We start from the raw sequence: 19,293 nt of genomic DNA on the forward strand, positions 1-19,293 counted from the left end.
TTAAAATTAGTTCATTTGAACTTTAACAGGTTTTAAATCTTTGCCCTTGTAAATTTCTTTACCATTAACATAGATATAAAAACCTTTTCCTTTATTGTATTTATTTCCTGTTTTATCCCAAACAAGTTTAACCGTTTTATTATGATAGGATAAATTATCAAGTGTAAACCAATCCCATTTTCCTTTCGGGATAAGCGGAAAAACTTCTAAAACATCATCAATTCGAGGTTTAATACCAATTAAATCGCTGATCACTAAATCGCAAAAAGTAGAATGATTGTAAAAGCTGCTTCTTGGATTATCGCCTTTTAGCCATTCACCATTTTTTTCATCCTGGTATTCGCCTAAATAAGGTTTACCATTTTTGGTATGCGATTTTGCATAAGTATAAAGCTCATCATAAAATACTTCTGCAGTCATTTTACCATGATTTTTATAGTTGGTTAGCAGATTAGATAATCCCTTTAGGGTCTGGGAGCTGGCAAACGGCCAAAGTGCACCATCCCATTCGCAGCTATGTCCTGTGCCGCGGGTTCTAAAAGTTGGTGTTCTACGTTCGGCGGTAGTTAAACCCCAGGGTGCATTAAATCCAGCGGTATCTAACAATTGATCCCAGGCTTTTGCATAAACAGATTTATCATCTGGCAAATTGAAATCCCAAGGTGTAAAACCAATCGCTTCGCGAACATTCGCTAAGCCTTTTTTAGGAAATTTTGTTTCGAAAAATGCAGAAGACGAATTCCACAAGCTATCCTGAACCAATTTTTTAAGTTGAGCAGCTTTACCTTGATATTTTGTTTGAAGGTCTTTATCATTCAGCAATGAGGCTATAACACCTAATGCTTTCGCATTTCCGTACATATAGCTGTTAATTGTTGGTCGTCTGTTTTCATCTTTTCTCGAACCGCTAACTGATTCTTCCATTCCATCCTTTACATCGTGTTGCCAAAACAAACCACTTGCAAGCTGGCGTTCACGCTCCCATTTTTGGTAGTCTGCATCGAGTGCTGGAAGAATATTTTTCAAAAAGGTTGCATCAGGTTTTACCTTATAATTTTCTAAAACAGCATCATCTACCCAACTACTAAATTGATGAAATCGGGGTTTAGTTTGTCCAACATCTGCTTTGTAGAGCCAAAAATTAATATATTCTTTAAGATAATCGTTGTTTTTTAGCCACCTGCCTTCGTAAATATGGTGCCCCAAAGCGCAACTGATTGAATTGTATTTACCTGCATGTTTAACAGGTTCGATAAACTCGGTAAAAATAAAACCATCGGGTGTTTTAACCAGGTGCTTACGAAACGACCACCAACGGTAGTAGTAATTTTGTTCGATTATATTATCAGGGCATTCAAGTAAGGGAATATTTTCCTCCAACCAATTATAAGAATTTGCATTCGGAACAAAATTTTTGACCGCCTCTGTATCAATAGAATTAAAATATTCTACATAATTCTTCAACTTCGCTTTTAGCGGAACAACTTTTTCTTGTGAAAAACCTGAAAATGCGATGAACAAACCTATCGCTGTAATGGAAATCTTTTTATTTATCATTATTCAAATAACCAATCTATATCCTTACCCCTACCATCTAAACCTGCATTAAAAATCCTTAATTCTTGTTTATCATCAATAAAACCCAATATTAAACAAGCGCCTTTTCCTAAATTTAAAGTATGTGTACCTGCTGCAAAAGAATAAGCATGTACATTTAAAGGCGAAAAGCCATCGACAACTATTGCATTCGAAATCTTTATTTCAGATTGTCCGTAATTATTTGCGCTTGCATCAGTTTCTAATTGAGGTGGAGGCAAAGTATTACCATCTTTAATATTAAAATAGCCAACCAATAATTTAACAGCTTTCTTTGTAGAAAACTTAATTTCAGTGCCTTTTTTAATCTGCTCGTTTTTAGAAAACCTTAAGGCGTTCAAACCAATCAATTGTTCTGTAATCTCTTTAATTTTAGTTGTTGTATCTGCAAAAACCTTCGCATTTTTATCTAAAACATAACTTTCTACTTCAGGCGAGATTATTTTTACCTCGGCATTTAGGTAAGGAATTACTTTGGCAACCTTTCCAGGCTCAATCACTTTCAGCGAATCGATACTCTTTTTAAAATGATTAAATTCTTTAGTGTAAACTGGCAGCATTTCTTTCCAGGTGATGAAAGTTTTATCTACACCACGCATTGGAATTTTGCGTTGTTTAGTTTGCATGCTGTTTGCATACAAGTATTCATTTTCTGTCAGTTTTACTAAATTAGTGTAATATTCGAGACTTTTTTGAAGTAACGGCAAAGCCTTTTCTAAATCGGCAACATCGTTCGAATATTTATACCTTAAAATCCATAAAGCAGCTTTAACTTTTTCGGCATACGAATTCGCCATTGCATCATAGCAATACATATCATTTCTTAACCGCCTGAATTCTGCAGTATCCTTTGTAACTAAAGGCGTAGCCAAATTTATAGATGCAATTGCTTTTTTCCCATGCGCAACAACTTCCTGGGCAATTTGCAATGGTGTTTCGCCAGTATGCGACTGCTTTTTCCAATCCTTTTCTGCATAATCGATAATCATTTCGCCCTCTGGAGCTTCAGATTCGTACAATAAAGTAAATAAACCATAACGATAGGGATTTATTAGCTGTGTCATCAACATTCCTAAAGTTAATGTTTGCCTATTCCCATCGGTAATTCCATATCTGCGCAAAAGCTTTGGCGAAATCTCTCCAGATTCTTCGTAGGCGTTAAGTATGGCCTTACCAGCATTTAAATCGATACCATATTTATTTGCCAGTTCATTACCCCAGTAATTAATTTCACCGTTTCGATCGCGACCACTATTCCAAGCATAGCGAGCCCATTCCTTATACCAAATCCAATCCCGATCAATCTGCAATTCCCTGGTTTTTGTTTTATCGGCAGTATAAGGCCAATCCCAATAGCTTGCCTGCGGGTATAAGTGCAAGCCTTTTGCACCATAAATTTTATTCATAGCCTGAACAGATTTTTGAATAAAATCTGCAGAACCATACCTAAAAGGCTCCAGATTTGCCAAAATATGAACATTCGAAATATTCATGCTTCCGATTGTAGCCAGTTTCTTATTTAATTCTGCCCATGCGCCACGAGGTTCGTAAGTAGTTAATGCTTCACCATTAAACTTATTTTCAGTATATAAATTTTTATAAAGTGGTAATGCAGCTTTCATTACGGCGGGTGCATCAGTATCATGCGCCCGTAATACAATTGGTGGTTCTTCTGTAATTCCAGCAGCCTTTAAACCATCTTTTACACCTGGAATGATTGTTTTAGTAAACCAATCAATATCATCCTGCCCAACACCTTCCATAGCCTCGCCTAAAGCAACCATCAACCCAACATTTGGATATTTTTCTACAAAAGCTGCTATAGATTTTCTTGTATAATCAGAAATTATAGGAATTATCGGGCGATTTCTATCCTGGGTTTTTAATCCATGTTTATCAGCAAATGGTTTTGGAATAATAATGTTGTAAAACATTTGAATTACCCAAATTCCGCGTTTATCGGCCTCTTTCGCTAAAAAACGATACATTTCTTCGTTCTTTTTAAAAGTTGCTTCATCAACTTCTAGCGCATAAGGGTAATCCTTTAATTTTACCAGGGATGAAAAAGGATGTCCATTCCATAGATACAAAGAGTTGTAACGATTATCAACCATCATATCCAAGTACTTAATCCAAAGCGCTTTATCGTACAACCACGGAAAAGTTTCGGGTGTATATGGATATTCGTAAACATCGTGCCCAGGTAAATAATCTGTTTTTTGCAAACCAATACAAGTACCACGCATTACCATTTCAGGCCGATCGGTTAAAGCGATTTGCGTAGGGATTTTACCGCTTTTCTTGATCTGTTCAGCCAATTCTAAACAACCATATAATGCACCAGATGCATCGAAACCGATAATGTATAGGTTACCATCTTTGCCATAAGATAAAGAAAAACCCTCTTTACCAATATCTTTAGTTTGTTTCTTTAAAACTTCTGGCAACTGATTTTGAATAATTTTATCGCCAAGTTCTGTAACAATTATTAAACTCTTTGTTGATGGAATTTTTTGCTGAACGGATATTGTTTTTAAAGTTGCTTGTGCCCCAAACTGATTTATAGCTTTCAAAAGTTTTTCTACTCCAAAACTAACACGAACATTGTGCTCCGACGAAACAATTACGGTTGTATTTTTTTCAGCATTAATTACATCAGCTTCTGAAAATAAAGGAAATAAAAATATACAGGAAATAAAAATCAGGAAAGTTCTCATTCAAAAATTGCTCTAACGCACAAACTCCTTTTAAAAGGAATTTGACGCACATTTGGTTAAAATATTATTTAAATATAAAAATATTATTCAAATATAAGTAATATAGCCAATCGGTTATGTAAAATTTATGCAAGGTAAAGTTCGATTTAAGACTGTGAAATTGGTTATGATAACATTAGATAATATTTAGGTAATAAGCTAAAATATTTAATCAACAAAATCTGTTTAATTTGTATGTTGATAGAGATAAGAATATAAAAATATAGTTTTGATATCTTCTTGTTACATCATTAACCACCAATTTAACCAAATTATCTATAATTTAAACCCATACAAAAATATATGTTTTCATTACAAAATAAACGAGCGGTAGTTACAGGTGGCGGAAGCGGAATTGGCAAAGCCATTGCTACAATTTTGGCAAAACAAGGTGCAGAAGTTCACATTATCGAACTTGGTTTAGAGCAAGCAGAATCTACTTTACAAGAAATTAAAGCAGATGGAAATAGCGCATTTAGCTATGCCTGCGACGTTGCAGACCACGCCGCGGTTGCTTCGGTATTTAATCAGATTGGAAAAATCAACATTTTGGTGAATAATGCGGGAATTGCACATATTGGCAAAGCCGATACAACTGATGAGACCGACTTTGACCGTGTAATGCGTGTAAACGTAAAGGGTGTTTATAATTGCCTAAATGCTGCTATTCCGCAAATAAAATTATCGGGCGGTGGCGTTATCATTAATATGGCATCTATTGCTGCATTAATTGGTTTACCCGATCGATTTGCATACAGCACTGCAAAGGGGGCAGTAAAAGCAATGACTATGAGTGTTGCCAAAGATTACATTAACGAAAACATCCGTTGTAATTCGATTTCTCCCGCCCGTGTGCACACCCCTTTTGTTGATGGTTTCTTGCAGAAAAACTATCCCGACAACATCGATGAAATGTTCGAAAAGCTTTCAAAAACCCAACCGATTGGCAGAATGGCAAAGCCCGAAGAAGTGGGCGCTTTAGCATTATATTTATGTAGCGATGAAGCATCTTTTATAACTGGATGCGATTATCCTATTGACGGCGGATTTACAACCTTAAACAATTAAAATTTAAAACGAAATAAATTTACAATGAAATTAATACGATTTGGAGAGCCAGGTTCAGAAAAACCAGGATTAATTATAGAGGATAAATATTATGATGTTTCATCGCTTGTTAGCGATTATAATGAAGCTTTTTTTGGTAACGATGGTTTAGAAAAACTTAGTGAAGCCGTAAAAACAGCAAATCTACCAGAAATCGATAAAAATGTTCGTCTTGGAGCTGCACTTGCCCGTCCGTCGAAAATTATTTGTGTTGGGTTAAATTACAAAGACCATGCAGCTGAAACCAATGCTGCGATTCCAACTGAACCAATCTTATTTTTCAAAGCTACATCAGCAATTGTAGGTCCGAATGATGATTTAATTATCCCAAAAAATAGCAAAAAAACGGACTGGGAAGTTGAATTGGCAATCGTAATTGGTAAAAAAGCAAGTTATGTTTCTGAGGAAAAAGCATTAGAGCATATCGCTGGTTATGTTTTACATAATGATTACAGCGAACGCGAGTTTCAAATAGAAAGAAACGGACAATGGGTGAAGGGAAAAAGCTGTGATACGTTTGCCCCTATCGGTCCATTTATTGCAACTCCAGATGAAATCAGCGATGTCCATAATTTACGTTTGTGGCTAACTGTAAATGGCAAAACGTTACAAGATGGCAATACCTCAAACCTGATTTTCAATGTACCTTTTATGGTTTCATACATCAGTCAATTTATGACACTTTTGCCTGGCGATGTTATTACAACGGGTACCCCTGCAGGCGTTGGATTAGGACAAAAGCCTGAACCCTGGTATTTAAAACCTGGTGATGTAGTAGAACTTGGTATTGATGGCTTAGGAAGTAGCAAACAAACTGCTAAAGCTTACACCGAAAATGTATAATGGAAAGACATTGCCTTACACTCGATTTAATTGATGATGAAAAGCTTATAGCAGCTTACAAGCAATACCATAAATCGGTTTGGCCAGAAATTAAAGAAAGTATAAAACAAGCAGGTGTTGACGAGTTGGAAATTTACTTATTCGGGAACCGCCTGTTTATGATTATGGATGTAAACGATTCGTTTTCTTTCGAAGCAAAAGCAAAAGCTGATTTGGAAAATGAGAAAGTTCAGGAGTGGGAAACCTTAATGTGGAATTATCAAAAAGCAATGCCTGGAGCAAAACCAGGAGAAAAATGGATGTTAATGGAAAACCTTTTTAAACTTTAAACTTAATTATTATGATTGATACGCATGTACATTTTTGGAACTTCGACCCGATCAGAGATGAATGGATAACGGAAGATATGAATGCCATTCGTAAAGATTTTACACCCAAAAATTTAATCAGAACTTATAACGAGTTACATATAACTGGCTGCGTTGCGGTTCAGGCAAATCAATCAGAAGAAGAAAATAATTTCTTGTTATCACTTGCCGAGCAAAGCGAAATTATTAAGGGTATTGTTGGCTGGGTAGATTTGCGGCATAAAAATTTAGACGAAAGACTTAAATACTGGAGCTCTTTCAAAAAGATTAAAGGTTGGCGCCATGTGCTTCAGGCAGAAAATGCAGGTTTTATTTTAGATAAGAACTTCATCAATGGCATTAAATTATTAAAGAAATACGGTTATACCTACGATCTGTTATGTTACCACGATCAATTGCCCCACATTATTAAACTAGTTGATAGTGTTTCGAATCAGCCTTTTGTTTTAGATCATTGTGGTAAACCCGATGTTAAAAAACAAGATTTAAAAACCTGGTCGGCAAATATTAAAACACTAGCACAAAACCCTAATGTTTATTGTAAACTTTCGGCTTTATTGGTTGAGGCCGACTGGCATAACTGGAAAGAAATTGAGATTTTTAATTGCTTCGATGTAATTTTCGAGCATTTCGGAACAGATCGGGTAATGTATGGTAGCGATTGGCCTGTTGTTTTATTGAGCAGGCCTTATGCTGATTGGTTTAACCTTGTAAATAAATATGCTTCAAAATTCAGCATTCAGGAAAAGGACAACCTCTTCCTGAATACTGGTTCTAAATTCTATAGTTTAGAAAATTTCAATTTACTTTAAGAATTTATAAGTGGTTGAAGTTTTGTAAACCTGACCAGGTTTAAGTTCTGTAGATGCAAAGTTTGGATGATTTGGCGCATCAGGAAAGTGTTGAGTTTCTAAACAAATTGCAGAACGGTGCGGGTATGATTTGCCACCTTTTCCATCTTTATCTGCACCTGTTAAAAAGTTTCCACTGTAAAATTGTAAGCCTGGTTCAGTAGTGTAAACTTCCATAGAAATACCCGTAACGAGGCTTTTTACAACTGCAATTGCTTTTTTATCATCATGTGCATTTAAAGCAAAATTATGGTCGTAACCTTTACCAAATTTTAACTGTTCATCAGCATCTTCGATGTTTTTGCCAATTGCCTTAGCCTTATTAAAATCAAATGCCGTTCCAGCAACATCAGTTAATTTTCCTGTCGGGATAAGAGTCGAATCAACTGGCGTGTAAGCTTTTGCATCAATATATAATTCTAAATCAAGAATGGTTTTATTGCCTTCGCCATTTAAATTAAAGTATGCATGATTGGTTAAATTAACTACAGTAGCCTTATCGGTAGTTGCCTCATAATCGATTTTTAAAGCATTATCCTCCGTTAAAGTATAAATAACTTTAACATCAAGTTTGCCAGGATACCCAGCTTCACCATCCTTAGAACTGTAAGTTAATTCTAGTTTTTGTTCGTCAATTTGTTTTGCATCCCAAACTTTCGAGAAAAATCCTTCAGTTCCGCCATGTAAGGTATTTTGTCCGTCGTTTAATTGCAAACTATACTGCTCGCCATTTAAAGTAAACTTTCCTTTGGCAATTCGGTTTCCATAACGACCAATTAATGCACCAAAAAATGGCTCACCTTTTTTGCGATAAGAACCAATACTATCGTACCCTAAAACAACATCGGTTGGTTTATTGTCCTTATCAGGAACGATAAGCGAAACAATTCTTCCACCATAATTTGTAATCGAAACTGAAGCCCCTGCTTTATTTTCTAAAGTAAAAAGTGTAACCGATTTTCCATCAATTGTTGAAGTATATCTTGTAGAATCGCTTACCACCGAAGATTTCTGTTCGGTAGGCGAATTACAAGAAAAAAGTAATGCACTTAAACATAATGTGGCTATTGATAAGCCTTGGAGAATATTTTTTTTCATGAAGATTTAATTTGGTTAATGCTAAAGTAGAAAAATAATTAGCGTTATTGTAACGATAATTATTTTTATTTACTTTATACTTGGGCTCAACTTTCAAAAAGTTTAAAAAACACCTAATTTCGGATTTATTGAAAAAACAGTAATCCAATTTTAAAAATGCTTTTCTAATGATGCCAAAATACATAAACCAACAACCTGTTTTAGTTGCTATAGATTGCATAATTTTTGGTTACGATGGCGAGCATCTTAAACTTTTGGTTATTAAAAGAGCAATTGAACCTGTTAAAGATCAATGGAGTTTAATGGGTGGTTTTATTGGTACCCAAGAAGATTTGGATGGTGCAGCGAAACGCATTTTGTTACAATTAACTGGTTTACATGATGTTTACCTGGAGCAATTACATGCTTACGGACAACCAGATCGAGATCCGATAGAAAGAACTATATCTGTTGTTTACTTTGCTTTGATTGATATTAATAAGTACAACAAGCAAATAAACGATCAATATCACCCTGAATGGTTTAAAGTTAACGAAGTGCCTGAGTTAATTTTCGACCACAATATTATGGTAAAAGCAGCAATGGATAAAATAAGGTATCAGGCAGCTTTACATCCGATTTTATTTGAATTGCTCCCAAAAAAGTTTACCATTCCGCAGCTTCAAAATTTATACGAACAGGTTTACGATTCGCCAATAGACAACCGCAACTTTATTAGAAAAATTTCGGCAAGTGGTTTACTAATTAAGCAAACAGAAAAAGATAAATCGAGTTCGAGAAGAGGCGCTTTCTATTTTAAATTAGATAAGCAGAAACATAAGGCGCAGTTTCAATCATTCTTAAGCTTTATTTCAAAATCTAAATAGTTAATATGTTTTTCGAAACTCTATTGCCGAAACGCCCTTAGAACGTTTAAAGCTACTTGCAAAAGAATTTGATTGCTCGAAGCCGAGTATTTCTGCAATCATAGATACAGAATAATCTGTGTGAATAAGTAATTCTTCTGCCTCTCTTATAAGCCTTGCAAATAATAAATCGGGTAAGTTTTTAGTAAAGGCTTTTTTCAAAAAAGCATTAAGTCTTCTCGAGCTCATGCCCATTCCTGCAGCATAAAATTCTGTAGAACGCTCGGTTTTAAAATACTGTTCTAAAATTGCTCTAAAACGTAAAACCTGTTGCAATTCATCTACGGATAAATCCATCAACTCGGCATTTAAAACCGCAGAGAAACCCAAAAGTAATGATAGATATTGAGCGAGATAAGAAACATCTCTCTTAGCTAAAATTTCTCTTTTAAGTTGCTCCAACAAGCTAAAAGCCTTTTTAGCCTGCATACTATTCAAATCTTTAAAAGATAAAGTCATGAATAGGTTTCGGGATTGGGCATCCGTATGTTGCAGTAAAAACTCAGAATACAAAAGGGTGCTAAAGCTTAACCAGTATGCAGAGGTTATTTCTCCTTCTAAACGAATTATCCCTTCCTCTGGAATAAAAAAGACACGTCCTGGAGCCAAAACATAATCGCCCGAATTCATACACAGTAAACCCGATGCTTCTTTAATGATCAATACCCGAATTGGGTATTCAGCGTGAATTGCTTTATCTCTTTTAAATCTTCCCTTGATATCTTCAAGTTGTATCATTTTACATCAAAGTATCTTGTTCTTAATAAGACAACATAACATCTATTTGCTGTTACATCACAAATTAAGCATTTTTGTTTAACAATCGCAATATATAATAATTTAAGAGCGAGAACCATCATCATACATTAAATAAACGTGTTTTTTAATTAATTGTAGTTAAAAAAAAACTCGTCAAACAGTTGAAATTAAAATAAGGCATTCTATTTTGACAATCAAATTAATAAACAAAAAACCATAAATAAATAATTATTAATACTACAGAATTAAAACTATTTGTATAAAATTTCAAAACTTTAAGCCTGTTATACTGTTGTTACATCAACATGAAAAATAATATCTATATTGCATTCTTTTGTTTGTTTTTTTTAGCTTGTAAAAAAGACATTCCTGCACCAGATGTTATTAAGCTGGAGGTTTACAGTACAAAAATTAAATACACTAACCATAACGAGCCTGATATACTTTACTGGTATCTAAGATCGGCAACTAAAGGTGGATATTTCTACATAACCTCTACCAGAGATATTAAAGATTTCACGCCTTACAAGTTCACTTATTCTACCCAACTTCCAAATGATTTAAGAAATAAATCAGTAATCAAGACCATTGTTGTTTGGATAAACCAATTAAACGGCGATATGTTTTCGGATATTACTGGAAAAAATCCGACTGATAACATACAAGAATAATAGCTTCGGTTAATTATTTTTTTTATACTTTCGCAACCCGATTTAAAAACACCCGATAATTTTATTTCAACCGCGATGAGTAAGTTTTTGTATGGAATTGACTTTGGAACAACCAATTCTGCCCTATCTATATTTGATGAAGAAAAAAGTGAAATCATTTCTACGATTTCTATTCCATCCTTAATTTATTTTAAACATGCATTGACATCGGCAGATGATGAAAATTATGTAGTCGGCGAAAAAGCTATTGAAGAATATTTGAATGATGGCATGAAAGGTCGTTTTATAAAATCCATCAAACAAATTTTATCGCGAACTACATTTACTGAAACCCGTATTCAAAACCGCAGATACAATGCCTCGGATTTGGTTACTTTAATTTTAAAAGATCTTAAAGAAACCGCCGATAAAATTACGGGCTTTAATTGCACGAAGGCAATTATTGGTCGGCCAGTTTTCTTTGATGATGATAACACCCAAAAAGATACGCTGGCTCAAACCAGATTAAAAAAAGCTGCAGAAAATGCTGGTTTTACAGATGTTCGGTTTCAATTTGAGCCAATTGGGGCCGCTTTTGCTTATGAGAAAACCATTACAAAAAAGGAAAAAGTGCTTGTTGCCGATTTAGGTGGAGGAACAACAGATTTTACTTATCTGGTATTAGACCCAGAAAAAGTTGGAAGCAAAGACCGAAAAAATGATATGATTGCTTCGGGCGGTATTTATATTGGCGGCGATAGTTTAGACTCGGCCTTTATGTGGGAAAAAGGAACACCATATTTTGGGAAAAACACTCAATATGAAGCAACCAGAGGCCAAATTTTAAATGTTCCAAAATCGCTTTTCGCTAATATCTGCTCATGGGATAAAATGAATTTTTTCAATGGTCAAAGAATTCAAAAAGATATAGAAGATTACTACTATTTTTCTGGTAACGACAGGAAATTCAAAAACCTGATTACCCTTATCGATCATAACCTTGGCTATTCAGTATTTCAATCTATCGAGAAAACCAAAATTGAGTTATCGGACAAACAATTTTCTGATTTTGTTTATAATAACATGGGAATTGAAATTGATGAAGCGGTATCATTAACTCAATATAACGAAGTAATTGAAAAAGATGTTCAAAGAATTAGCGAATACCTGGATAAATTCTTAACAACCTATAATATAAATCCGACGGATATAGATTGTCTTTTCCTTACTGGAGGAACTTCTATGGTTTCTGCGATTCAACATTTATTTAAAACCAAATTCCCACATATTCCGATGAATTCGGGAGATAACTTTAAAAGTGTAGCCAAAGGATTGGCTTATAGCGGTTATTTATTTGAAGAATAAATGATAAAACAAAAAAGTCGGGGAGTAAAAACCTCCCCGACTTTTCAGTTATGATCATATCTTGATTAAACATTTACAGCCTGCATACCAGATGCATCATATCGAGTTCCTGCAGTTTTGCCAATCGGAATAATCGATTCCAACTTGATTTTTTCTTCTGCAGTTAAAATCACATCAGCCGCGGCGGCATTTTCTTCAATGTATTTTATTCTTTTGGTACCTGGAATAGCGACGATTCCATTCGAGATTACCCAGGCTAAAGCCAATTGCGAAGGTGTAATTCCTTTACTTTCTGCGATAGTTTGAATCTGTTTTAACAATTCCAGATTCTTATAAAAGTTTTCGCCTTGATAGCGTGGAATACTTCTTCGGAAATCATTTTCTTCGAAATCATCAGGACTTTTAATTTCTCCAGTAATAAAACCCCTTCCAAGTGGAGAATAGGCAACAAATCCAATCCCCAGTTCATTTAACACATCTAAAATTCCATTCTCTTCAGGCTCACGTTCGAAAAGCGAGTATTCAGTTTGAATTGCTGTAATTGGATGTATTTGATGTGCTTTTTTAATTGTATTTGCAGAAACTTCTGATAAGCCAATATATTTCACCTTACCCGATTGCACCAGTTCTGCCATTGCGCCAACTGTATCTTCAATCGGTGTATTCGGATCTAATCGATGTAAATAATAAAGATCGATGTAATCGGTTCCGAGGTTTTTCAATGAACGGTCGATTGCCTTATGTACATACTCAGGTTTACCGTTAAATGCCCAGGTTAGTTGTTCATTATCATCAACTTCGAAGCCAAATTTAGTTGCAATGGTATATTTGTCGCGATTTCCTTTTATAGCTTTTGAAATTAAGCGTTCGTTTAAAAGTGGTCCATATAAATCGGCAGTATCTAGAAAATTAACACCTAACTCCAAAGCCCTATGAATTGTGGCGATCGATTCTTTTTCATCGGCTTTGCCATAAATATTGCCCCCAGCAATGGTTGTCATACCCATACAACCTAAACCTTCCACTGGGACTTCCAATCCTTGACTTCCTAATTTTATCGTTTTCATTTTTGATTCTTTTAGTTTAACTGTTCTGAATTAAGACAAAGTTATGCGTACTACAGTTTCAAAAATTATACAAATCAAAGTATTCGTTAAACAAATCAACTAATCCAAATTAATTACCAGTTCTAAACTTCATTGGTGTTATGCCAGTATGTTTTTTAAAGAAGTTATTAAAATAGGATGCATACTCAAAACCTAAACTAAATGCGATTTCAGCAGCATTCCAATCGGTGTGAATCAGTAAAGATTTTGCCTCTGCAATAATGCCTTCGTTGATGTGCGCTGTTGTCGTTTTACCTGTAATCTCCTGAACTGCTGCATTTAAATGATTTACATGAACGGCTAATTTTTCAGCATAATCGCCTGCCTTTTTCAATTTTAAAGGACTTTGGGCAGAATCTACAGGAAACTGCCGCTCTAATAAACTAAGAAATAATTTGGCAATTCGAGAAGCGGCATTTGGTGGATCGAAATAGGCAACAGCAGGTTGCATCTTTATAGCCTCGTGAATAATTAAATTAACATGATTTCGAATTAACTCGTACTTATAGATGTATTCGCTATCGCTTTCGGATCTTATGCGACTAAAAATGTCGATTAGATACTTACCTGTTCCTCCTCTAAAAGATAAACAGGATGACCATCAGCTTTGTACAACGATGATTCCTGAAGGCTCTCCATGCGGCCGCCACTGTGTAGAAATTCATCTGTAAAAGCACAGAAATAACCCTCGTACTCATCCTCAGGAACATAGCCATCCCAGGAATAAGGCACTAAAGGATTTGTAAAAACCAAAGCAGGTTTATTAATTTCTATATCCCGATTGGCATAAAGCAAACGGCTCGTACCTTTCGTTATTAAAGAAATCTTATAAAAATCTCTACGATTGTAAGACGACAGCTGACATTTATTCTCGTTCAATTTAGAAACTCTAAACTGAGCAGAAACGGGCTGAACACCTTTAAACTGTTTAGTTTTTTTATCTGTTAACTCCTGTTGTTGCATTTACAAAATTAAACATTTCAAAGAGAAATATCTAAAACGTATTAGCCCTTTTTTCCGCCGCCAAATATTACGCAGAAAACGCTGAAACCACCTGCGATGAATACAACGCCAAGTATAAAATTAAGTGTATCGCCCATTCTGTAAGGTATATGTAATAAATGACATTAAAAAGACTTTAACAATATTTAGCATTCCGTTTTAGAGTAAAGCACTCTAGTGGTACCGCATTTGCAACAATTTATTTTTTAATTAATCATTTTATGTATATGCCGTTAAGATTAACGTACACAACGCCTCTTAATATTTTAGAAAACATTAAGATTGGAGACTTAATATCTGATATATATCAGATGATGGGAAAAGTAATTAAAATTGAAAAAATTACATTAAGAACTAACATTCAATTTATTTTTACGCTAGACAATTACGAGAGCATTTTAATCCTCAGATAGTTTAAATTTAAATAACAGAAATTTATACGAAATTATTAAATTGCGGTGTAACCAAATAACACTTAAATGAAAATTAAGGCACTTATCCTTCTTGCATCGGTATGTTTTGTTGCTTGTAATAGCACAGAAAGCAAAGTTGATGTTACTCCTTCAAAGTTAAACGGAACCTGGCAACTAAAATCGAGCACTGCAATTACAAATGGCGACACGGTAAATACTAGCCCTGCTAAAGGTGTCGAAACCATTAAAATTTTTAACGATACCCATTTTGCCTTTTTTAGTCACGATTTAAATCAAGGTAAAGACTCTTCTGCTGTTTATAGTTCGGGCAGCGGAACTTACACGCTTATTGGCGACAATTACGAAGAACACTTAGCATTTTGTACAGCTCGTGCCTGGGAAAACCACAATTTTAAATTTAAGCTATCGCTAGATAATGATACCTTACAGCAAAAAGGAATTGAAAAAATAGATAGCTTAAAAATCAATAGAGAAATTATTGAAACTTACGTTCGCAAGCGAAAATAACTTTACTGTACAGGTATTTTTAAGGTAAAATTAGTTTGTTGATCTGTTGACGAAACCTCTATTTTACCGTTATGAGCTCGAGCAATTTCTGAAGCAATAAATAAGCCTAACCCTAAGCCTTTTTGATTTGGTTCTACATCGCCACGCGAAAAAGGTTGAAATAATCTTTCCATTGCTGCATCAGAAATTTGCTTTCCTTTATTGGTTATTGATAAATGAAATTCTCCGTTTTGGGTTAAGGCGTTTACTACAACTGGCTCTCCTTTATCGCCATAACTCAATGCGTTCCCTAAAATATTCGAAAATAACTGAGCTATTCTTTTTGCATCGCAATCTATTGATTCGGTTATCTCAAACCGAACATCTATTTTCCGATCTGGCCAATTCGATTCCAATTCGGAAACAATTTGTTGGAGTGAACCATCCAACGATTCTTCCTTATTTTTATAGAGTTTAATACCTTCGCCCAATCTACCACTGGCAAAATCGAGCATATTTTCTATCAAACCATTTATTCTTAAAGATGATTTTTGAATAATATCACTCAACTTATAAATTCGTTGGTCTTCTGTTAATCTTTTTAAAAGTTGTGCACTATTTAATATCGCATTAAGCGGATTACGTAGATCGTGACCCAAAACAGCGATGAAATATTCCCTAAATTCGGCAATATGACGTTCTTCAATTAATTTTTTTTCTGAAAGCTCTACCCTATCGATTGCATCAAGATGAAAGGCAATTAACTCTGCAAATAAATTAAACATGCCGATTATTTCGGGTGTATCAATCTTAGCTGGCCTAGGATCAATTGCACAAAGTGTTCCGAAAAACTCTCCCGATTTTAATATTATTGGAATTGAAATATAGCTTTGAAACCCATACATTAAAGGCGTATGATGATTTGCAAAATTCTTATCTTCTGCTACGTGATTGATAATTACTGGCTTATGATTTTGACGAATTTCATTGCAAATTGTAGTCTGCAATTTAAGCTCTCCACCAGGCTTAAGACCAAAATTTATTTTATCAACAAGGCTACATGCCACCCACTTATCATCGGTTACCCGAGCAACGGCAGCAAAGCCCATACCTGTAGTATTGCAAACGACATTAAGAATATTTGCCACAGAAGGAATTCGATTAATTGCTTCAATATCGGCCAGGATGTTAGATTCTAAAGGCAATGATTTAGTTTTTAGTGTTTAATTCGAAATAAATAAAAAATCGCAATATTTTTATTTATATGCCGTAAAGATATTGTTATAATCTTAACTATTTATTATTTAAATATTGAGTTAATAATAAATAAATTACAAGCTTATTGTGAATATTGTACAATTTGGATGAATTGTTTTCAGGGAGAATTCAAAACCATGGTTTAACAGAATTTCACGAACCAAGGTTAAACCAATACCTTGTCCATCTTTTTTGGTACTGTAAAACGGGCTAAATAATTGTTCAGCATTTTCTTCGGAAATGCCTTTTCCGCTATCAGTTATGGTTAATTTATGTTTAACAATGTCCAACTCCAAATGAATAATACCATTAATATCGATGGCTTCGATTGCGTTTTTAACAATATTAATTAGTGCCTGTTCAATTTGTCCAGCATCTGCCAATATAAAATATGGCTCATCGGGCAAGTTTAATTCGAAATTTATATTTTTTTCCTTTGCTGGAAACTGCATCAATTCAGAAACCGAAACTACCAGAAAAACTAAATCCATCTGTTTACGATTTGCTTCTGGTAACTTAACTAGATCAGCAAAATTGCGCATAAAAACGTTAAGGTTTTGATTTCGATCGACTGCAACTTTCATGGCACTCTTTAACGCAACATCCTTATCGGGTAACCAAAAATTTTGGTTAGAAAGCGCTGTATTAATAATCGAATTTACAGGCCCAATCGTATTGTTTACTTCGTGGGCCATCATTCTAATCACTTTGCTATACACGTTTTTTTCTGCCTGAAAAATCTCGGCGGTTACCTCTTCCATCATTATAAAAATACGCTCGAAACCTCTATCTATAAATCTAGATTTTTGGATCTTATATGTTTGTAAACCATCAATCCGAAGTGTTTTGGAACTTCCAGTTTTCATATCCAACAACTGGTTCATCAAGTGCTCAGGATTAGAGCTTAAAATTTCAGTGGCCTTAGGATTAATTTGTTTTATTTGCTTATCGTAATCCAGAATAATTATTCCTGTTGGGGAAGTTTGAACTAATTTTTCGAGAAAAAAATGCTGCTCTTGTTGTTTGGTTCGCTCGGTTCTTAATTCATCAATCATCCGATTATAAACATCAACTAATTCATCTACCTCTTTTTTACCTGTTGCTAAAAATTTAACGTTAAAATCTTTATCCTTTATAGCCGAAATACCTTGCCTTAAATAGTTAAGTGGACTGATTAGTTGATTATAAAGATTTATTGAAATTAGTATTGAAATAATAATAAATACTTCGGCAACCATGAAAATGACCTTATTCTTCTCAAAAATAAAATAACTCATCACGAGGCAAATCAGATGAAGTAATACCAGAAACAGAATATATTTAGTCTTCAGCTTCATTAAAAGGAATTTGATATTTTTCTAAACGACGGTAAAGTGCATTTCGGGTAATCCCTAAAGAGGCCGCAGCTTTGGTAATTCTATTTTTATGGAAATTCATTGCCTGCTTAACCATTTCCGATTCCATTTGATCTAATGTCATCGTACCAACTCCTGGCAGTTTAACTTTATTATTTTTTACCGCTGGCAAGTTTAACTGAGATTGAAAATCGTCTATCTCTAATTCATCATTATGGCTAATTAAAACAGTTCGTTCTACTAAATTTTTTAACTGGCGGATATTTCCTGGTAAAGGTAACTTTTGCAACCAACGCATGGCTGATGCGGAAACCGATAAATCTGGTCTGCTGTAAATTTCTTTCATATTATTGATAAAGAAATTAACCAGCAAAGGAATATCAGATGGGCGTTCTCTTAGCGATGGCAAGTGAATGGTAATCAGGTTTATCCTGTAAAGTAAATCTTCTCTGAATAAACCAGATGCAACCATTTCGTTAAGATTTTTATTGGTTGCACAAACAACTCTCGTATCTACCGTTTTAGTTCGGCTGCTACCTAAAACTTCATAAGTTCGATCTTGTAAAACACGCAACAATTTTACCTGGCTAGATGCCTCCAGATCTCCAATTTCATCTAAAAAGATAGTGCCTTTATTTGCCATTTCAAAACGACCAGTTCTATCAAATCGAGCATCGGTAAATGCACCACGAACATGCCCAAACATTTCGCTTTCAAATAACGACGATGAAATTCCACCGAGATTTACCTTAACAAAAGGTTTTGAGATACGGGAACTATTTTCGTGTATGGCTTCTGCAATTAATTCTTTTCCTGTACCGCTTTCGCCAGTTATTAAAACCGAAGCATTTGTAGAAGCAACACGGCCAATGGTTTCCAGAATGGTTAATAAACCAGAATCTTCACCAATAATTTGTTTGAAACTGTATTTTTTATCGAGTTCTTTCCTCCCTCTGGAAGAAACTTTTTTTGCAGTAAGTTGCAGCAAAGTTTCTACCGATTGAATTAAATAATTATTATCCCAGGGTTTATTGATAAAATCGTTTGCACCTAATTTCATACCCTGAACAGCAAGTTCTATACTTGCCCAGCCTGTTATTAAAACAACAGGAATAGCGGCGTCAAAAGCTTTAATTTTTTTCAGCAAAGTCATACCCTCTTTGCCCGAGGTATCAATCGAAAAGTTTAAGTCTAAAATAACAAGTTCAGGCTTTTGGGTTTTAACAACCTCAAAAGCCTGAACAGCATTATCTGCTGTAATAATTTCATTCCCAACACTTTTTAACAGCAGGGAAAGTGAAGTTCTTACCGCAATATCATCGTCAACAATTAATATCATATTCAAAGTTAAGATA

Annotated in this window: 18 protein-coding genes; 8 read left to right on the forward strand and 10 right to left on the reverse strand. The window is 34.6% G+C overall.

Annotated features, from left to right (window positions below; genetic code table 11):
• Window positions 1-6: 6 nt before the first annotated feature.
• A complete protein-coding gene (locus ABD692_RS01765; RefSeq protein ID WP_344764440.1) occupies window positions 7-1,557 on the reverse strand; it encodes an MGH1-like glycoside hydrolase domain-containing protein in 1,551 nt (516 codons plus the stop codon).
• On the reverse strand, window positions 1,557-4,313 hold the full coding sequence (locus ABD692_RS01770) for an alpha-d-galacturonidase (RefSeq protein ID WP_344764441.1): 2,757 nt from the start codon (window positions 4,311-4,313) through the stop codon (window positions 1,557-1,559). The genes ABD692_RS01765 and ABD692_RS01770 overlap by 1 nt, the downstream gene beginning before the upstream one ends.
• 342 nt (window positions 4,314-4,655) lie before the next feature.
• On the opposite strand from ABD692_RS01770, the gene ABD692_RS01775 reads away from it, so the two are divergent.
• The 4 genes from ABD692_RS01775 to ABD692_RS01790 are packed head-to-tail and all read left to right on the forward strand — an operon-like array spanning window position 4,656 to window position 7,482.
• Window positions 4,656-5,420 (forward strand): SDR family NAD(P)-dependent oxidoreductase, encoded by a 765-nt coding sequence (locus ABD692_RS01775; RefSeq protein WP_316758089.1) that lies wholly within the window; start codon window positions 4,656-4,658, stop codon window positions 5,418-5,420.
• A gap of 24 nt (window positions 5,421-5,444) precedes the next feature.
• Window positions 5,445-6,302 (forward strand): fumarylacetoacetate hydrolase family protein, encoded by an 858-nt coding sequence (locus tag ABD692_RS01780; RefSeq protein WP_316758087.1) that lies wholly within the window; start codon window positions 5,445-5,447, stop codon window positions 6,300-6,302.
• Window positions 6,302-6,631 carry an L-rhamnose mutarotase gene (locus tag ABD692_RS01785; protein ID WP_344764444.1) on the forward strand — a complete coding sequence of 110 codons (330 nt, stop codon included), beginning with the start codon at window positions 6,302-6,304 and terminating at the stop codon, window positions 6,629-6,631. Before ABD692_RS01780 ends, ABD692_RS01785 begins: the two co-directional genes overlap by 1 nt.
• 11 nt (window positions 6,632-6,642) lie before the next feature.
• A complete protein-coding gene (locus tag ABD692_RS01790) occupies window positions 6,643-7,482 on the forward strand; it encodes an amidohydrolase family protein (protein WP_316758082.1) in 840 nt (279 codons plus the stop codon).
• On the opposite strand, the gene ABD692_RS01795 is transcribed toward ABD692_RS01790, so the two are convergent.
• On the reverse strand, window positions 7,474-8,619 hold the full coding sequence (locus tag ABD692_RS01795) for an aldose epimerase family protein (RefSeq protein WP_344764445.1): 1,146 nt from the start codon (window positions 8,617-8,619) through the stop codon (window positions 7,474-7,476). The two genes, ABD692_RS01790 and ABD692_RS01795, sit on opposite strands and share 9 nt — an antisense overlap.
• Before the next feature lie 170 nt (window positions 8,620-8,789).
• Here ABD692_RS01795 and ABD692_RS01800 point away from each other — a divergent pair, with 170 nt between their 5' ends.
• Window positions 8,790-9,485 carry an NUDIX hydrolase gene (locus ABD692_RS01800; RefSeq protein ID WP_425567315.1) on the forward strand — a complete coding sequence of 232 codons (696 nt, stop codon included), beginning with the start codon at window positions 8,790-8,792 and terminating at the stop codon, window positions 9,483-9,485.
• Here the strand turns inward: ABD692_RS01800 and ABD692_RS01805 are convergent, their stop codons facing one another.
• On the reverse strand, window positions 9,486-10,262 hold the full coding sequence (locus tag ABD692_RS01805; protein WP_316758075.1) for a helix-turn-helix domain-containing protein: 777 nt from the start codon (window positions 10,260-10,262) through the stop codon (window positions 9,486-9,488).
• Between the two features lie 326 nt (window positions 10,263-10,588).
• Here ABD692_RS01805 and ABD692_RS01810 point away from each other — a divergent pair, with 326 nt between their 5' ends.
• Both ABD692_RS01810 and ABD692_RS01815 read left to right on the forward strand, forming a co-directional pair.
• A complete protein-coding gene (locus ABD692_RS01810) occupies window positions 10,589-10,954 on the forward strand; it encodes a hypothetical protein (protein ID WP_316758073.1) in 366 nt (121 codons plus the stop codon).
• Between the two features lie 75 nt (window positions 10,955-11,029).
• Entirely contained in the window at window positions 11,030-12,298 is a 1,269-nt protein-coding gene (locus ABD692_RS01815) for an Hsp70 family protein (protein WP_344764449.1), read from the forward strand.
• 65 nt (window positions 12,299-12,363) lie between these two features.
• Here the strand turns inward: ABD692_RS01815 and ABD692_RS01820 are convergent, their stop codons facing one another.
• From ABD692_RS01820 to ABD692_RS01830, 3 genes are all read right to left on the reverse strand, one after another.
• Window positions 12,364-13,365, reverse strand: coding sequence for an aldo/keto reductase (locus ABD692_RS01820; protein WP_344764450.1), 1,002 nt, complete (start codon window positions 13,363-13,365; stop codon window positions 12,364-12,366).
• Window positions 13,366-13,474: 109 nt separating this feature from the next.
• A complete protein-coding gene (locus ABD692_RS01825) occupies window positions 13,475-13,855 on the reverse strand; it encodes a helix-turn-helix domain-containing protein (RefSeq protein WP_344764451.1) in 381 nt (126 codons plus the stop codon).
• 104 nt (window positions 13,856-13,959) lie between these two features.
• Window positions 13,960-14,367, reverse strand: a complete 408-nt coding sequence (locus ABD692_RS01830; RefSeq protein ID WP_344764452.1) for a hypothetical protein — start codon at window positions 14,365-14,367, stop codon at window positions 13,960-13,962.
• Window positions 14,368-14,885: 518 nt separating this feature from the next.
• Here ABD692_RS01830 and ABD692_RS01835 point away from each other — a divergent pair.
• Window positions 14,886-15,347, forward strand: coding sequence for a lipocalin-like domain-containing protein (locus ABD692_RS01835; protein WP_344764454.1), 462 nt, complete (start codon window positions 14,886-14,888; stop codon window positions 15,345-15,347).
• Window positions 15,348-15,349: 2 nt separating this feature from the next.
• Here ABD692_RS01835 and ABD692_RS01840 read toward each other — a convergent pair whose 3' ends face one another.
• From ABD692_RS01840 to ABD692_RS01850, 3 genes are all read right to left on the reverse strand, one after another.
• The gene (locus ABD692_RS01840) at window positions 15,350-16,531 is read right to left on the reverse strand and encodes a GAF domain-containing sensor histidine kinase (RefSeq protein ID WP_316758062.1); all 1,182 of its coding nucleotides are present in this window, start codon (window positions 16,529-16,531) and stop codon (window positions 15,350-15,352) included.
• Between the two features lie 126 nt (window positions 16,532-16,657).
• On the reverse strand, window positions 16,658-17,920 hold the full coding sequence (locus ABD692_RS01845) for a sensor histidine kinase (protein ID WP_344764455.1): 1,263 nt from the start codon (window positions 17,918-17,920) through the stop codon (window positions 16,658-16,660).
• On the reverse strand, window positions 17,904-19,277 hold the full coding sequence (locus ABD692_RS01850) for a sigma-54-dependent transcriptional regulator (RefSeq protein WP_344764457.1): 1,374 nt from the start codon (window positions 19,275-19,277) through the stop codon (window positions 17,904-17,906). The genes ABD692_RS01845 and ABD692_RS01850 overlap by 17 nt, the downstream gene beginning before the upstream one ends.
• Window positions 19,278-19,293 lie beyond the last annotated feature (16 nt).

It is taken from the genome of Pedobacter ginsengiterrae (genome assembly GCF_039537385.1).
Classification (GTDB): domain Bacteria; phylum Bacteroidota; class Bacteroidia; order Sphingobacteriales; family Sphingobacteriaceae; genus Pedobacter; species Pedobacter ginsengiterrae.

Coding starts and splice junctions, on each gene's coding strand:
- ABD692_RS01765 (WP_344764440.1), bottom strand. CDS start 1,557: ATGATAAATAAAAAGATTTCCATTACAGCGATAGGTTTGTTCATCGCA.
- ABD692_RS01770 (WP_344764441.1), bottom strand. CDS start 4,313: ATGAGAACTTTCCTGATTTTTATTTCCTGTATATTTTTATTTCCTTTA.
- ABD692_RS01775 (WP_316758089.1), top strand. CDS start 4,656: ATGTTTTCATTACAAAATAAACGAGCGGTAGTTACAGGTGGCGGAAGC.
- ABD692_RS01780 (WP_316758087.1), top strand. CDS start 5,445: ATGAAATTAATACGATTTGGAGAGCCAGGTTCAGAAAAACCAGGATTA.
- ABD692_RS01785 (WP_344764444.1), top strand. CDS start 6,302: ATGGAAAGACATTGCCTTACACTCGATTTAATTGATGATGAAAAGCTT.
- ABD692_RS01790 (WP_316758082.1), top strand. CDS start 6,643: ATGATTGATACGCATGTACATTTTTGGAACTTCGACCCGATCAGAGAT.
- ABD692_RS01795 (WP_344764445.1), bottom strand. CDS start 8,619: ATGAAAAAAAATATTCTCCAAGGCTTATCAATAGCCACATTATGTTTA.
- ABD692_RS01800 (WP_425567315.1), top strand. CDS start 8,790: ATGCCAAAATACATAAACCAACAACCTGTTTTAGTTGCTATAGATTGC.
- ABD692_RS01805 (WP_316758075.1), bottom strand. CDS start 10,262: ATGATACAACTTGAAGATATCAAGGGAAGATTTAAAAGAGATAAAGCA.
- ABD692_RS01810 (WP_316758073.1), top strand. CDS start 10,589: ATGAAAAATAATATCTATATTGCATTCTTTTGTTTGTTTTTTTTAGCT.
- ABD692_RS01815 (WP_344764449.1), top strand. CDS start 11,030: ATGAGTAAGTTTTTGTATGGAATTGACTTTGGAACAACCAATTCTGCC.
- ABD692_RS01820 (WP_344764450.1), bottom strand. CDS start 13,365: ATGAAAACGATAAAATTAGGAAGTCAAGGATTGGAAGTCCCAGTGGAA.
- ABD692_RS01825 (WP_344764451.1), bottom strand. CDS start 13,855: ATGCAACCTGCTGTTGCCTATTTCGATCCACCAAATGCCGCTTCTCGA.
- ABD692_RS01830 (WP_344764452.1), bottom strand. CDS start 14,367: ATGCAACAACAGGAGTTAACAGATAAAAAAACTAAACAGTTTAAAGGT.
- ABD692_RS01835 (WP_344764454.1), top strand. CDS start 14,886: ATGAAAATTAAGGCACTTATCCTTCTTGCATCGGTATGTTTTGTTGCT.
- ABD692_RS01845 (WP_344764455.1), bottom strand. CDS start 17,920: ATGAAGCTGAAGACTAAATATATTCTGTTTCTGGTATTACTTCATCTG.
- ABD692_RS01850 (WP_344764457.1), bottom strand. CDS start 19,277: ATGATATTAATTGTTGACGATGATATTGCGGTAAGAACTTCACTTTCC.